General features: G+C 52.3%; 6 protein-coding genes. 1 reads left to right on the top strand and 5 read right to left on the bottom strand.

The features are described 5' to 3' along the window. Window positions 1-109: 109 nt before the first annotated feature. Window positions 110-3,664: a PVC-type heme-binding CxxCH protein gene (locus tag LA756_RS23710; protein WP_224437204.1), complete on the top strand. Its 3,555-nt coding sequence runs from the start codon at window positions 110-112 to the stop codon at window positions 3,662-3,664. A 20-nt stretch (window positions 3,665-3,684) separates the two neighbouring features. Here LA756_RS23710 and LA756_RS23705 read toward each other — a convergent pair whose 3' ends face one another. The 5 genes from LA756_RS23705 to mfd form a co-directional block, all read right to left on the bottom strand. Further along, entirely contained in the window at window positions 3,685-8,898 is a 5,214-nt protein-coding gene (locus tag LA756_RS23705; RefSeq protein ID WP_224437203.1) for an SdrD B-like domain-containing protein, read from the bottom strand. Window positions 8,899-8,949: 51 nt separating this feature from the next. Beyond that, a complete protein-coding gene (locus LA756_RS23700; RefSeq protein ID WP_224437202.1) occupies window positions 8,950-9,978 on the bottom strand; it encodes a WD40 repeat domain-containing protein in 1,029 nt (342 codons plus the stop codon). A gap of 284 nt (window positions 9,979-10,262) precedes the next feature. After that, window positions 10,263-11,549 carry a citrate synthase gene (locus LA756_RS23695; RefSeq protein WP_224437201.1) on the bottom strand — a complete coding sequence of 429 codons (1,287 nt, stop codon included), beginning with the start codon at window positions 11,547-11,549 and terminating at the stop codon, window positions 10,263-10,265. A 365-nt stretch (window positions 11,550-11,914) separates the two neighbouring features. Continuing rightward, window positions 11,915-13,147: a peptidyl-prolyl cis-trans isomerase gene (locus tag LA756_RS23690; protein ID WP_224437200.1), complete on the bottom strand. Its 1,233-nt coding sequence runs from the start codon at window positions 13,145-13,147 to the stop codon at window positions 11,915-11,917. Between the two features lie 323 nt (window positions 13,148-13,470). Further along, complete coding sequence (gene mfd / locus LA756_RS23685; RefSeq protein ID WP_224437199.1) at window positions 13,471-16,713, bottom strand: transcription-repair coupling factor; 3,243 nt, start codon at window positions 16,711-16,713, stop codon at window positions 13,471-13,473. Window positions 16,714-16,766 lie beyond the last annotated feature (53 nt).

Here is a 16,766-nt window from a genome sequence, read left to right as displayed (position 1 = left end):
TTCACAAGGCCATCCGATTTTGGTTGGTTTGCTCTTCATTAGGTTCTAAATTGGGCAGCGAACTTTTCCGTTTTCATGCCTGCCTCCCTCCCTGCGCCAGAGCCTTTTCATGTCCTCATCGCTTGTTCATTTCCTACCGTTTCTATTAGTTATCATTTCGCTCCCAACAATTCACGCCGCGGAACAAGGGGACGACTTCGTTCCCCGTCGTCAACAGGGAGTTCCCGGTCCGCCTCTCTCGCCTGAGGAAGCCATTCGTAAAATGACAGTTCCGACGGGGTTTTCGGTAGAAGCCGTGGCATCTGAACCACAGATCGTCAATCCTGTCGCGATGACATTCGACGAGCAAGGTCGAATCTGGGTCACAGAGAGTTTTGAATACCCACGTCTCGAACCAGGCCCTGGCCGCGACCGCATAAAGGTCCTCGAAGACACGGATCAAGACGGGCAAGTTGACAAGGTGACTGTCTTCGCCGAAGGGCTCAACATTCCGTCCGGAATTGCTGTTGGGTATGGCGGTGTTTGGGTCGCGAACGCGCCAGATATTCTTTTCTTGCAAGACACCGATGGTGATTTAAAAGCCGACAAGTCCGAGGTAATTGTCACCGGATTCGGTCGTACAGATACGCACGAGCTTCCGAATTCGCTGACATGGGGACCGGATGGATTTCTTTATGGTCTCAACGGCGTGTTCAACCATTCCCATGTGCAGCACGACGGCAAAGACTTTGTATTTACGTGCGCGATGTTTCGGATCGATCCCCGTACTCACGAGTTTGAGTTGTTCTGCGAAGGAACGAGCAATCCATGGGGAATCGCTTTCGATCCCAACGGCCAGGCATTCGTAAGTGCTTGTGTCATCGATCACCTTTGGCATTTGACGGAAAGTGGCTACTACCATCGCCAAGGCGGCCCCTATCCTCCGCATACTTGGAAGATCGAATCGATTGTCGATCATAAGCACCAAATGGCTGCTTATTGCGGGATTGAGTATTTCGATAGTGATGCCTATCCCCAGGAATATCGCGATTGCCTTTACATGGGCAACATTCATGGAGGGTGCATCAATGTCGACGTACTCCAGCGCGATGGTTCGACCTACTTTGCGAAGCCACGTCCTGATTTTGTAACTGCAAACGATGTCTGGCATATGCCGGTCGACCAGAAGACAGGGCCAGATGGGTGTCTATACATCCTCGACTGGTACGACCGATATCATTGTTATCAGGACGCCAGAGCACGCCCCCAAGACGTCGATCGACTGAAAGGGCGATTGTATCGGGTTCGATACGAAAACACGCCTCGCGCAGAGCCGTTCAATCTGACGCAAGAGTCGGACGATGAGTTGATCGAGCGACTCTCATCGACTAATCGCTTCTTTCGCGATCAGGCTCAACGCGTACTCTCCGAGCGAGCAAGTCCTGACTCTATCACAAAGCTTGAAGAAGTCGTTCTTGATGAATCAGCTACTCAGAAGACTCGCCTGCATGCCCTCTGGGCGCTGATAGGCAGTCGCCAACTCAGCGACGAATTTTCGCTCCGATTGCTCAAGCACCAGAATCCACAACTACGAAGTTGGGCAGTTCGATATCAGGGGATTCAACCATCGAATCATGCTGAGATCGCATCTTTGATCCAAGAACTCGCAGCAGATGAAAGCCCAGACGTACGACTTCAGGTCGCCATTCTTGCTTCCCAAGTAGACTACCTACCGACGATCGAAACCCTGCTCCACGTGCTCGAGCGTTCGCCGAACGATAAGCTAATTCCACACATCGTGTGGCAGAATCTCCACCCTGAGCTTGAAAGTCACACACCCCAATATCTTGCACTCATGTCCAATGGTGCCTTGTCGAAAAGCCCAGAGGTTTTGGCGTTACTTCCACGAGCTGCTGGACGAATTCTTAGCACGCCTGGACTTCCGGTCGAACATGTTGCCTCGCTGGTCAAAATATTGGCAGCTCAACCGGGACAAGAGCAACAGCTCGGCATCTGTCTCGAGCGGATCGCCAACCAGGTTCAGTCGCGAGAGCTTACCGGCGATCGACTCAACGATCTTAGGACAGAACTAGATGCTGCCCTAGCGAGAATCATGTCATCTGGAGCAAAGCATCCTGGCTATTATCATGCTGCGAATCTTGCGATTGCGTGGAATGATTCCACGGCAATGCGGATCGTCCCATCGGTTTTCTCGTCAAAGGACCAACAGAGTGATCGCCGTGTGGCCGCCCTCGATGCGTTACTTTCTTCAGGGCACCCTAAGGCAATTCCATTAGTGACTTCCTACTTCGCAGAAACAGACCTTCCCCCAGGCGAAGTTGGTAAAGTCATCCAAACACTAGGCAAGTCCGATTCTCCGACGATCGCCCATTTGCTGCTCTCTCATCTCCAAGACTTTGCGACGCAAGACCGCCCGAAAGCAATTGAGGTTCTTTTGCAACGCCCCGCATGGACGGCGTTGCTGTTGGATAGAATTCAACAGAATTCTCTCTCCAAGGACGTTCTGTCAATCAATCAGCTTCAACGTCTCAGCGAGTCTTCAAGCGATGAAGTCGCGGCGAAACTGGAAGAGATCTACGGCACTATTCAAACCGGACGCGATCCCTCTCGAACTTTCGTTGTGGCACAGATGCGTCGCCTGATCAAATCGCAGGAAGGCGATCCTCATCGTGGCACTGAGGTTTATCAGAAGCTTTGCGGACAGTGCCACAAGCTATACGGCAAAGGGGAAGATGTCGGTCCTGAAATCACCGTGAATGGGCGAGGAAATCTCGAGCAGCTTCTATCCAACGTGTTCGATCCTAGCCTTGTCATTGGAAAAGACTATCAGGCGGTTACCGTGCTAACCGTGGAAGGCCGAGTCCTTTCAGGACTTCTTATTGAAGATAGCCCAACGCGTGTTTCCCTGAAGATGCAAGGAGGCAAGACAGAGACCATCGCTCGAGATGATGTCGACCTGATGAAAACGTCCGATACATCCTTGATGCCTGAAGGGATCGAAAAACAACTGAAGCCTCAAGAAATTGTCGATCTGTTTGCCTACTTGTCACTCAATAAGCCACCTCACGATACCTCGGCAACGCTAATCGCCGGGGCAGGAACGGTCGACCCGCAATCCATCGTCCTTCCACGTTCCGCTGAAAATCTTTTCATGCAAGCTCAAGTCTCGACAAACGTTTCTCAGTTCAGCGCCGGCAAGCGAGGTGAACCGAAAGACGTGATTTTCGCACCTGGTCAGAACCGGTTTGCCCATAAGTCTCAGTGGCACGAAGTCGGTGTCGGCATGGGAGCCGAACTGGGCGTTTTGACGGAAGAAAATGGAGTGATATGGAAAGCAAAATGGAACAAGCCCGTTGAGATTAACTTCATCGCTCTATCTGGCACTTACCCCAATCAACCGCAACCGAATACCGCTTGGGCAGTCGAAGTAAAAGTCGACGGTAGCTGGCAAACCATCGAACGTGGTGTAGGTGACTGGTACAACAATGGACGTTTTGTATGGGGGTGGCCGGGCGCCGTTACGGTTCCCGTCGAGGCGTTTCGCGTCAAAGTATTTAGCCCCAATGAAAAAACCCCTGTTCGCAGCATTCACTTTCGCGGCGAAGAGGGGTTCTCGTGGTTTATCGGCAACTTACCACCGGAGACCTCGATCATCCGGCCGTAAGAATCTCGCAAGGCTTGGACTTAGCTCGCCTTACGATTGGCAACGGTAACGGCACCTTCCTTATTGGCGTGGAAGACGCCAGGGTCGTCGGTACCGTCGCCATCCCAGTCGCCAACCGTTGGCATGTCTTCCCAGTCACCAAGTTGGAAGACTTTGTCGGTGGGGTCCATTTCGTGATTACCGTTGTCGTCAACGATCCATTCGCCGCCACGATAGATACCGATTTCATCGATTCCATCGCCATTCCAGTCCCCCACGACCGGCAGGTCACCTTCCTGACCATAGGCGAATGCCGCGTCAACTTCTGGGTTCCAGCGACCGTCGCCGTTGGAATCGACATGCCATGTGCCATTCCGGAAGACGGCAATCGTGCTGATGCCGTCGCCGTTCCAGTCGCCAACGAGAGCGTGATCGCCACCAACGCCAAAGTGGAACGTGTGATCAATCAAGTCTTGGCGGAACTTACCATGCTGTGCCACTTTCAATACACGGGTACCGTGTGGGGCATGCTCTTCTTTCGGTGGAACGTTCTTCGGCTTCTCTAGGGATACGAAATTATTCGCAGCATCTGGAAGACCAGGCTCTTCTTTGACGGCGCGAGGATCGTTTGGCCACGACTTGCCGTAGATACCAATGTCGTCCTTGCCGTCACCATCCCAATCACCAACAACGGGCTGATCCCCTTCGTGGCCTAGTTTGGCGTACATGTCTTCGTCGTCCCAGCGACCGTTTCCGTTCAAATCGATGAACCAATGGCCATCAATGAAGACACCGATCTCGCTGACACCGTCACCGTTGAAGTCACCAGCAACAGGAATAGCATCCTTCGAGCCGAATAGACGCTGCAACAGTTCCGATTCTTCGCCATCCTCCGCTTCAGTGAGAAGCGTCCACCGAGCCTGGCTCAAATTGTCAACGTTCCATGGATTCATATCGCCATTGGCCGAAGTCAGCCAGAACGATTCCGAGGAAGCAACCGGTTCCTTACCCCGTGGATCGCCTGCATTCACCACGCTCAGGTGCCAGGTAAATCCAACCGCCGAACCACCAAACGGCTGAACAATCTGCGGTAGTGCCAACAACTGAGCCGGTGGAATCAGTTCAGGGCTTGGAGGAGCAACACCAACCGGAGGTGGAGTTACTGGCGGATCTTGTGGTGGGAATTCCGGTGGTGGAATGAAAGGAACCACACGAATTTCGCTGAAGTTATTTTCGTACGATTCGGTACCACCGACGACAAAAATGCGAATGATGGCATCGTGTCCTGGATTGACCGACAAAGCAGATACTTCAGGACCAACCGTTCCTGGATTCACTGCCAAACCACCCGTTGTACCGACCGTGTCGATGCTATCGACATAGCCTTCAGGATGAACTTGATAGACCGCGTAGAAGCCTGTCTTCAGTCCTTCAAATTTATAAAAGCCATTGGCGTCGGTGACCACGCGAATTGGTCCGTCGCCATAAAGTCCTTGCAGAACGGCATCGCTGCTACCCAGGATTGGTTCGCCTGAGAAACCATCGCGCAGTTCCAAAACAACTCCAGCAAGTGGCGTATCATCGTCGGTTCGCTGACCATCACGCAAACTTGCAATATCGTCTGGCACTTCTCCCGTTGCGTTCGAGATGACCGCACCATCCTGGAAGACGTAACCCGAAAGCGACGCAGGTGGCAGTTCGCAGAAGTTATGCTCGTCGAGGTGCTGCCCCGAGTGAGTCACGATATTCGAGATCACGTCGGTTACGGACGCATCTGCCAAACCGTTGCGATCGATCTGACCACCTTGGAAGTACCCAGTTGGCTGCGACTCGACAACCGTATAGGTTCCCGGCGGCAAGCCATTGAACTGATAATGACCGTTAGCGTCGGTAAACGTTGTGGCAATCTCATTTCCATTGGCATCCAGCAACGTGATCTTTACGCCCACGATTGGATCTTCGTTTTCATCGAAGTAGCAATCCTGGTTTGGATCGACGTGGACGAAACCACCGATCGAAGTCGGGAGCACTTCGCCAAAATTGTATTCGATCCCGGACTGGCCAAACTTCAGATCAATCGTGTGAATGACATCACCTGGATTCGTTGCCGAACCAACCGTGCTGCCGTTGATCGTACCTGCGGCATCCAATCCATCGAGATAACCGGTCGGCTGGGTCTCGACGATACGGTAGACGCTCTTGGTTAAACCGGTGAAGTGATAGAAGCCGTTGCTGTCAGTCACCAGGGTATCGACCAGGTTGCCATTTTCATCGAACAGCTGAACCGTTGTTCCACCGATGCCCTCTTCTCCGGCTTCGCGAACACCGTTGTTGTTTCGATCGTGATAGACGTATCCGGACAGATCTGCGGGCTCGCTTTCACAGAAGTTATAATCTTCGCCATGCTGTCCGGCGGTTAGAACGATCGTCTCGATACGATCGTTTCCATTGAACTCGCCGACGGTAACTCCGTTGATCGTACCAATATGGTCGCCCCCATCGATCAGCCCAGGAGGCGTGACTTCGACAACCGTGTAAGAACCGGGCAGCAACTCACCGAAATAGTAATCACCGTTAGCGTCGGTCACCGTCGATTTCAACAGATTACCGTTGGCATCGTACAAGTGAATCGTAGCCCCAACGACAGGTCGCGAGGTTGCCGATTCGTGATCACAATTCCCATCTTCATCGGTCAGGTGAACGCTACCAGAGATCGAAGCATAAAGGAATTCACCGAAATTGTAGTTGATCCCGTGTTCGTCGCTGCCAATCGTTATCCCATTGATTTCGTCGCCAGGATTAACAGCCGCGCCTCGAACGACTCCATTGATCGTTCCCGCTTCGTCAGTTCCATCCTGGTAGGCAAGCGGATGGGTTTCAATAACGCGATAGCTTCCAGGAACGAGGTTTAAAAACTCGTAGTAACCATTGGCATCGGTCGTGGTTACGAACGTTTCATTGGTAACCGTATTGATCAGCGTGATCGTTACGTCAGCTATTCCTTCTTCACCAGCGTTCTTGGCGCCATTGACGTTTCGGTCGTGGTAGACGTAGCCACTTATCGAGCCGTGCTTGATTTCACCGAAGTTATACTCGATACCTTCGTCACCCCATTTGACGTCGATCGTGTTGATCTCGTCGCCTGGGTTCACTGCGGCACCAACGGTCGTTCCAAAAATCGTACCGGCCGTGTCGAGACCATCGATGTATTCAAACGGCTGAATTTCCGCAATTTGATACTGTCCCTTGGAAAGCCCAAGGAACTCGTAGAATCCGTTTTCGTCGGTGATTGCCAAGCCAGCTGGAATGTTATTCGCGTCGTACAATTGTACCAAGACGCCTTCAATGCCTTCTTCGCCTGCTTCGCGGATACCGTTGTTGTTACGGTCGTGATAAACGTAGCCAGATAGACTTGCTGGCAGGTGTTCGCAGAAGTCGTAATGAACCCCAGAGTCGCCTGACAACAATTCGATGTCGGCAATTCGGTCGTTACCATCAAGATTTCCGACTTTGATTCCGTCGATCGTACCAACGTGATCGCCACCATCGATCAAACCTGGAGGCGTGATCTCTTCAATGGTGTAGGTCCCCGGCAGTAAGTTTCCGAAGAAGTATTCACCGTTGGCATCGGTAGTTGTTGTCGCGACCAGGTTTCCTTCGCTGTCGTACAGATTAACAACGGCACCTTCGATTGGAGTCGTGACGATGTTTTCGCCGTAGCAGTTTCCTTCTGGATCGGTCAGATGAACACGGCCACTGATCTCGGCCGGTCGAATTTCGCCGAAGTTATAGTTGATCCCGGAATCGCCACCCTGCAGCGAGATCGTGCTGATACGATCGCCTGGGTTGTGTGCGGTTCCCTTGGTCACACCATTCACCGTACCTGCGGTATCCTTACCATCTTGGTACGTCGGAGGCTGGACGACTTCGAGGACCTCGTACACGCCTGGAGGCATGTTGATGACTTTGTAGTAGCCATTGGCATCGGTCGTGACAAGGAACGACTGTGGATTGCCAAGGACGTCGACTCCCTGCACACGGATTTGAACACCCGCGATGCCTTCTTCGCCCGCTTCTTTGACACCGTCGTTATCACGATCGTGATAGACGTATCCGTCGATCATCGCTGGAGTTGCTTCCGCGAAGTCGTAGTCAATCGCCGCCGTGCCGCCTAACGGAATGCTAATTTCGGTAAGCACGTCAGGATCGCCTGAAACAGTCGATCCAGTTTGCGTTCCTTCTACTGTCCCTGGAACAGCACCAACGCTGAAGTAGCCGGTCGGTTGAGTTTCGCGAACCTGGTAGGTTCCAGGCTGCAAACCAAGCTCTTCACCAAAAATGTAATTGCCGTTTGCGTCGGTCGTCACAGTGTGCCCCGTGTTGACGAAGACGCCGTTCTCTTTCTTCCACAGCGTAAGCGAGACCCCCGAAATCCCCTGTTCGCCGGGATCGTGAGTCAGGCTCAAGTTCGGATCGTGGTAGACAGTACCACTGATGCTAATTGGAAGTGGCAATTGAACGATACTACCAAAAGCACCGTCAGTACGGTCACGATGACCGGTCGCATTGTCTGATGGCAAATCCAGCCCTGATTCGGCCAATTTGGCATCGTACATGTCGATGAATTTTGTATTGATCGTTGCGTTTTCATAGTGAGCTGCCGAGAATTCTCCCGTCAGAAGCGTACCATGAAATTCTGCCCCAGAAGCAATCGGGTCGATCAGGGTTTCGTCAGGATTGTTCGGGTCATAAATGATGATTTCGTCGACGTCGATGGAGAATCGCAGCTCTTCCCCAGCATCAAAACCGACGAAGTCGAGAATCAATCGCGTTCCACCGTCAGTGACAGTGGCTTTGATCGAGTCGATTCCATTGGCAGAAACAATCTGGAACGGAAACGCGGAGTCCGCACCAAGACCGCCAGGCGTGATATCAAAGATCACGTCGCCGGTGCTCAACCCTGGAATATTACCAAAGTTCTGAACTTGATCGCCGTCGATGATCAATCGGTTCAGCTGTGTGCCTGCCGCACCACCTTCGAACGTGACAATGAACGTATCACCATGATCGTCACCGCCTGCCGCATCATCTTCTTGATAAATGGCACCAAGGCGAATTGGATCGGCCGACATGACACGACGAGCTTCGAGCGTCTCGATGCCGCGCGATCGAACTGGACGATTGAGGGCGGCGTTCTTACCGCTACCGAAGAAGCTACGAAAACGACGCAATGCGTCTCGATAATGGAAACCCATCAGGCGACTCCTGTGCCTTCTTTTCGCATCCCTGCGAAAATGGTGACCGAACTAATTCGAGAAACGGCTGACCGGAACCGTTAACACGGGGGGATTTTTACGCGAGTTGCCCAAGTCCCAAACACGGATCGTGGTATCGAATCCGCTTGAGACCATCGTTTGCCCTTGGGCAGCCAGCGTTGCGACGGTGCCATCATGGCCCGCCAGGTGATCAATTTCGGAATAGGTATCGAGGCTCCACAGACGGACCTCGTTATCACTTCCACCGGTGGCGATGACCATCGGCTCGACGAAGGAAATGGAATAGACTTTCGCATCGCCGGCAGACATCTTGGCGAGCTCTTGCCCACTAACCACGCTGTGAACTTTAAGCGACTTGTCTTCACTTCCGCTAACGATGCTTGTGCCATCGCTGGTGAACGCCAACGCATGGATCCGCTGCTCATGGGCGCGAATATCCGTTACGCGTTGGCCTGATTCGGCATTCCAGACTCGGATAATCCCGCTACGTCCAGCTGCGGCAACATATTTTCCGTCCGCTGAAAAGCTAACAGCACGGAGGTCATTCCCTGCCGCTTTGAGCTGATGAAGCTTTTCATTCGAGTATGGATCAAAGATGGCAATCGAATCGGCGAAACCAGCAACGGCTAATTGAGATCCGTCATGATTGAAGGCAATGGCCGCAACAACGCTTGGGAAGTCGCTCCCGGCACGAAGTTGGATGTTTTCTTTCACATCCCACAACAAGATCTGACGATCGTTTCCCGCGGTGGCCAGTAAGCGACCATCAGGCGAAAATTGAGCCGCGCGGACCCAATCGGTATGCTCTTTGAGGGTGACGATCACGCGGCCAGTTGCCACTTCCATGATCCGGACGAAATGATCGTCTCCGGCTACCGCCATCAGTTTTCCCGTCGGGTGAATTTCCACCTGAGATACGACTGGGGGATGCAGGCGATCTGTATCTGGCTTCAGTTGAATCGTATGCGACAACTTTACCGCAGAAACTTGAGCGAGAGTAATCGACGGAACCATCAGTGTGGCAATCGCCGCCGCGGCACCCAGAATGTGCTTAACCATGATAATGTTGCGTCTCCCTCGCTGAACTCATGCCTAGGACAGTCCGTAGTCCCAAGCGTACGAGGGTATTCATCGACACAACCGTGCGGCCAACCTCAAAGGATCACGGAAAGTGTGCCTATTTAGGTAAACTTTTCCGGCTATGCAGCCGCATGCGCTGCTGGCATTTCATTGATTTGCAGGAACACCCTAAAGAACCAGCGATGCTTCTACATCGAAGTTACCATTCAACAAAAAAGGACGCCCACTGGACGCCCCTTCTAATCTGATCTGTAGAAGCAATGCTATCGTTTTTCGATCGGCACGAATTCGCGTTTCGTTTCGCCGGTGTAAACTTGGCGAGGACGACAAATTCGCTTTGTTTTCGAGGCGTGCATTTCTTTCCAGTGGGCAATCCAACCTGGCAGACGCCCCATCGCAAACAGAACCGTGAACATTTGCACGGGGATACCGATGGCTCGGTAGATGACACCGGAGTAGAAGTCGACGTTGGGGTAAAGCTTCCGTTCTACGAAGTACTCATCGTTCAGAGCGGCATATTCCAGCTTCTGGGCCACATCGAACAATGGATCCTTGATATCAAGCTTATCGAGCAGCCGATCGCAAGCCTTCTTAATGATGGTAGCTCGCGGGTCAAAGTTCTTGTATACCCGATGGCCGAAGCCCATCAGACGAACTTTGCTCTTCTTATCTTTGGCCAGCTCGACGTACTTATCGACATCACCACCATTCGCGATGATCTCTTCCAACATATTGACGACCGCTTCGTTGGCACCACCATGAAGAGGTCCCCACAATGCACTGATGCCTGCGGAAATCGAAGCAAACAAATTCGCGTCAGCCGACCCAACCATTCGGACCGTCGAGGTACTGCAGTTTTGTTCATGGTCTGCATGAACAATCAACAGCAGGTTCAGGGCATCCACAAAATCGGGGTCAACGTGGAATGGTTCGCTTGGAACCGCAAACATCATTTGCAGGAAGTTCTCGCAGTAAGAGAGATCATTCTGCGGATAGATGAATGGCTGTCCAAACGATTTTTTGTAGCTGTAGGCCGCAATCGTTGGCAACTTCGCCAACAGGCGGTGGATTGAAACTTCGACTTGCTCTGGATCGTGTGGGTCGAGCGAATCCTGGTAGAACGTCGAAAGGGCACTCACCACGCTGGAAAGAATCGCCATAGGATGGGCGTCACGCGGAAAACCATCGTAGAACGACCGCATGTCTTCGTGCAGCATCGTATGACGGCGAATCGAATTGCGGAAATTTGTGAGTTCTTCCTCGGTGGGGAGTTCGCCGTAAATTAGGAGGTACATGACCTCGACGAAATCACAATTCGCAGCGAGCTCTTCAATTGGGTATCCGCGATACCGCAGGATCCCTGCTTCGCCGTCTAAGTAGGTGATTGCGCTGGTGGTGGAGCCTGTGTTGACGTAGCCTTCGTCGAGAGTGATATAGCCGCTCCCTGCACGGAGCTTCGAGATGTCGACCGCCTTTTCATCTTCACTCCCCACAACAACGGGCAGTTCGATTTCTTTTCCATCGATTACAAGCTTGGCAGTATCGGACATGCAGACTTCCTCACAGGGGGCGTGCGCAGTTTTCCCGGCGACATTCCAGGTCAGCTATTTTCCGCAGCAATAAAAGCATCGAAGGGAATCACGATGCCACGATTGGCAGGCTGCGGAAACGAATTTGAACGTTATCTTTTGACCGCTACTTTACTCGATTGTGTGAGCCAACAAAATAGGCGGTACTGAAACAATCGCGGCGCATTAGATCCGCTTATTCTACTTCTTCCGAACCGGTCAAAGATTCCACGGAAAACCGAGCCGATGTGTGCGGCCGTCTTCTCGAGCTGACTCGGCAAAATAGCGGCGAAAGATCGGATTAAGAAGAGTTTCCTGCTGCATGCCCCCCGGGAAATGGGCATGGCTTATTTTTCTTCGTCAAAGATCGTCCAGACTTGGGCCTTCGACTTCACGTCTCGAATGTAGGCTTCCATCTGTGACTGGCGACGCTCGTTTTGAATCTTTTCTTTAATTTCCACTTGAGCCTTTGTGAATGGAACCATGCCTGCGTCTTGTCGCTCAATCACGCGAACAATGTGGAAACCTTCTGCAGACTCAATAATCGGACTGAGCTCACCGATGGGGAGGCTGAAAATTGCCTGGTCGACCGTTTCGTTCTTCAAACTTCCCTGACTGGTCCACTCGTACTGACCACCGCTGGATGCCTTGATGCCTTGCGATTCGCGCTGTGCGACCGCTTTCAAAGGAGCCCCACGAAGGACCTGATTTCCCATGGCTGCCATCGCTTCCCATGCTGCCTGGCGATTAGGAAACTCGGAGAACTTCACCATCAGCTGTTCCCATTTCGCTTTCGCGAGCTTTTCGTAATCCTTGGAATGCTCGTTGTAGTAGTCGAGCATTTGCTGATGGGTAACTTCCTCATCCTTTTTAATCTTCTTTTGAATTTGTTGCTGGGCGACCAGCTTTTCGACGAACTGTCGCTTCTTCTTCTCTAGAGACCCACCCATCTCGCGAAGCTTCATGTCCAACTCGGCAGGCGTGTTGACCTGGGCATTCTTCATGTCCGTTTCGAGCTGATATTCAACGTAGTTCTTTTCGAGCATCTTCTGCATTTCTTCCATGCGATCAGACGGAACCGCACGCAAGAAATCGAGGTAAACGACTTTTATATCAATCAACCCAGGCAGCATTTGCTTCAACGCTTGTTCTTTGAACTTTTCGATTTCCTCAGGAGAAACGCTACTCCGCTGCTCTGGAGTCAGGCCTGCCAGGCGTTCATCGATTACCTGATTAACTGGCCCCAAGACGTCGCCTGCCAGAATCGGAGTTCCATTCACGATCGCAACGATACGAGCAGGCTTGAACAGATCGTTGTCGTCTTCGGCAGATTGTTGCTGAGGCAAATTTGCAACACGAGGTTGCGTCTGGACCGGAGCATTCCCTGGCATGGAAACACTTTGATAATTCGCCGGTGTTGTGACGGGATAGTTTGTTGTTGGATAGTTGGCCGTCGGTGTGGTCGTCTGAGGATATTGATAAGCTGCCGCGGACGCATTGGCAGGCATATCAGAAATAACTGCGGTTGCCGCCGCAGCACCCGCGGTTGGTGCGGCCGCCTGATAATTGGCCGCAGGCATCGTGTGCGCAGCGGTACGGTACTGCGGTTCCGATGCCGCTCTTCGCTGGGAAAACGGGTCTGTCGGTGTCTGCCCTGGGGAAGTGACTTGCTCCTGCTTCCAGGGATTTAACCACCCAAACTGTGCCCAAGCTTTGGTAGGCGCAAGGAAGACAGAACCAAGAACGAGGCATCCAAGTAAGACTCGGAGACCCATTTTATTGTTAGTCACATAAGCAGCTGAAATCACGTTGCTTGAGTTCCCATCCATGAGGAGCTTCTACCTTGAGGCGGCGTCCTGCCACATTCGCGCGAGAAAATTGCGGGCGGAGTATAGAAACGGACCTAACTAGCACGCAACATCATTCTGGCAAAATCGAGCAATTCGGATCCATTCATGCTGGCATCTGCCAAAGGAATGTATGCCTTGCTGTCATCTACGATACGCACTTGTTTGCCCCTCAGCTTCGCTAGCTGCTGGATTCGTGAGGCATTGGTATACACAAACACGAGGAACGTTTGGTCGACTTCTTCCTCGATATAAATTGCCGATACCTGCCAAAAAGCGGCGTCCAATTTCAGCGCGACAAGCCGCAACAGTTCTTCGACTTCCGCGGGATGCTTGCCAAACCGATCACGCAGTTCCTCTTCGATTTGCTGCAAGTCTTCGTCTGAAGCGATACGCGTCATCCGACGATAAAGATCGATCTTTTGCCGCATATCTTCGACGTAGTCATCCGGCAGATAAGCTTCAACCGGCAAATCGATATCTACATCGATCGTCATCTTCGGCGGCATTTTCTGCAGTCTGCGAACAGCACTTTCAAGAAGCTGGCAATAAAGCTCGTAGCCGACCGTGGCAATATGACCGCTTTGCTGCGTCCCCAGAATGTTGCCTGCTCCACGAATTTCAAGATCACGCATAGAAATCGCAAAGCCAGCCCCCATGTGACTAAACTCCTCGATAGCATGCAGTCGCTTGCTAGCGATCGGCGTGAGATGTTTACTGGGTTCCAACAACATATAACAGTAGCCACGGTGGTGCGAACGGCCAACTCGCCCACGCAGCTGATGAAGATCCGCCAAGCCATATCGGTCAGCTTCATCGACGAATATCGTGTTGGCATTCGGGATATCGAGCCCGCTTTCGATAATGGTCGTTGCCAAAAGCAGATCAAATTTCCCGTCGATAAAGTCCACCATGACTTGCTCGAGGGCCCCTTCTGCCATTTGCCCATGCCCAATTCCGATTTTCGCTTCCGGCACAATTCGCTGCAGCTTGGCTGCTACGAGTTCGATATCCTGGACGCGGTTGTGAACAAAATAGATCTGCCCGCCCCGGTTTAATTCGCGAAGTACCGCGTGACGAATTAACTCGTCACTCCAACGAGAAACTTTCGTCTCAACTGCGACACGATCTTTCGGCGCCGTCTCCAGATTGCTGATATCCCGAACGCCGACCAACGACATATGCAGCGTCCGCGGAATGGGCGTCGCCGTCATCGTCAGTACATCAATCGTGGTGCGGAGTTGCTTGAGCCGTTCTTTAACTTCCACGCCAAACCGTTGTTCTTCATCGATGATGACCAAACCCAGGTTTTGAAACGTGACATCTTTGGAAGCAAGACGATGTGTTCCGATCACAACATCCACCGTACCGTTTTTCAGGCCCTTAACCACTTCCCGCTGCTCTTTCGCGGTCCCGAATCGGCTTAATCTGGCGATCGTAAACGGAAACTCCGCCATGCGTTCGCGAAAACTCTTGTAGTGCTGCTCGGCTAGGATCGTCGTCGGCACGAGCACCGCGACCTGATATCCATTGTCGACCGCCTTAAACGCAGCACGCATCGAAACCTCGGTCTTTCCGAAGCCGACGTCACCACAAAGCAGTCGATCCATCGGACGTGGTTGAAGCATATCTTGCTTGATAGCCGAAATCGCCAACGCCTGATCGTCTGTTTCCGTGTAGGGAAATGAAGCGTCGAATTCATACTGCCAACGCGTATCTTCTGCGAAGGCAATACCTGGGCGGCTTTTTCGTTCGGCTTGAACTTGCAGCAGATCGGCAGCCAGGTCTTTGACCGCCTTTTCGACGTTCTCTTTCTGCTTCTTCCAGATTACGCCGCCAATCTTCGCTAACGGCGGTCGTGTCTTGCTACCCCCGACGTACTTCTGAACCAGGTCGATCTTCGAAGCAGGAACGAAGATCTTTGTCTCGCCGTGAAATTCCAAGACGAGGTGCTCTTCAGCGTGCCCCTGCTTTTCGATCAATCGCAAGCCACGGTATCGCCCAATACCATGCCCTAGATGAACAACCAGGTCTCCCTTCTTGAGATCGACGAAGCTATCGATCACTTTGCCAAGCCGACGTGTTTTCGTCCGGTGCAAAGAACCGCGATGAAAGATCTCATTTCCGCTGACGAGCACTAACTGCCCTTCACGAAATCGAAACCCTTGGCTTAGCTCCCCTAAGACATAGTGCAAACGTCCGGTCTTGGCGACTTGCGTTTCATCCAAGATCTCGTGCAACCGCTCGACTTCTGCTTGCGTTTGGCAGACGATCACTACGTCGAGACTTTGACTGACAACGTCAAGTTCACCTCGGACACGGTCGACGTCACCGCTGAACTGCTCGACCGATTCAAAGTTCAAGTTTGCTGTTACATTGAATGATCCGCTCGATATTCCAGCGACAGACACCTTTCGGAAGTCGTTCAGTCGGGCAATCGTTTCTGCAAACTCAAACGCATCGCGGACATCATCGACTCGGCGTAGATAGTCGTCAGCTGTTTGTTTCATCTGATCTGGTTCGATCAGCATGAAAACAGCATCTTCTGGCAAATAGTCGACAAAGCTTCCCTGATATTCACGCGAGTGACGTAGCGCCGTGATATCGATTTGCTTCAAAGACTCAACGCTACGTTGGGACGTGATGTCAATTTCACGTATCGACTCGACTTCATCGCCGAATAGCTCGACACGCACCGGCCGCTCCCAATCCGGCGCGAAGACATCGAGAATTCCCCCGCGAAGCGAGAACTCTCCTGGAAGCTCGACCGCACTTGTCGAGTGATACTTATGAGCCAGGAGCCACTTGCCGAGCTCCTCGGGAATAAGCTGCTGCCCCACTTCCAGACGACGGCTGTTGGCAACGATGTTCTCTTTTCCAGGGACCGGCTGGATCAGACTTTCAATCGACGTCACCAAAACAGGCGGACATTCACCGTACACCAGCTGTTTTAGAATTCGTAAGCGGGCGGCATATATATCGTCGTGAAGTCGGCGTTCGTCCGGCGAAGATTCCCACGCAGGAAATGCGGCGACCGCGGAATCGCCAAACAAGGGCAATGCTTCTGCCAGCTTGTCGATTTCCGTGAGATGCGGAGCGACCAAGACAATGTGCGGCGAGACTTCCGTTTGAATCGCAGCCGCCACGAGCGCGCACGCTGAGCCCCAAACTCCTTCCAGGGTAGCATCGTGCCCTTGCTGTAAGGCTTCGATTACCTTCTGAAACGATTCGTTTTGCTCGAAACATTGCGGCAGGCTTTTGAGCATCGCCGCCGCTTGCTGGGATATCGCAATGCTCATATTTCGTAGTCCTGAATTTTAGGGGCAATGATACAATCGGGCCAATACGTCCC

Origin of the sequence: Bremerella sp. TYQ1 (assembly GCF_020150455.1) — a bacterium.
Lineage (GTDB): Bacteria > Planctomycetota > Planctomycetia > Pirellulales > Pirellulaceae > Bremerella > Bremerella volcania_A.
The sequence above is the reverse complement of the archived record's forward strand: the minus strand, read 5'-3'. Positions and strand labels throughout refer to the sequence as shown.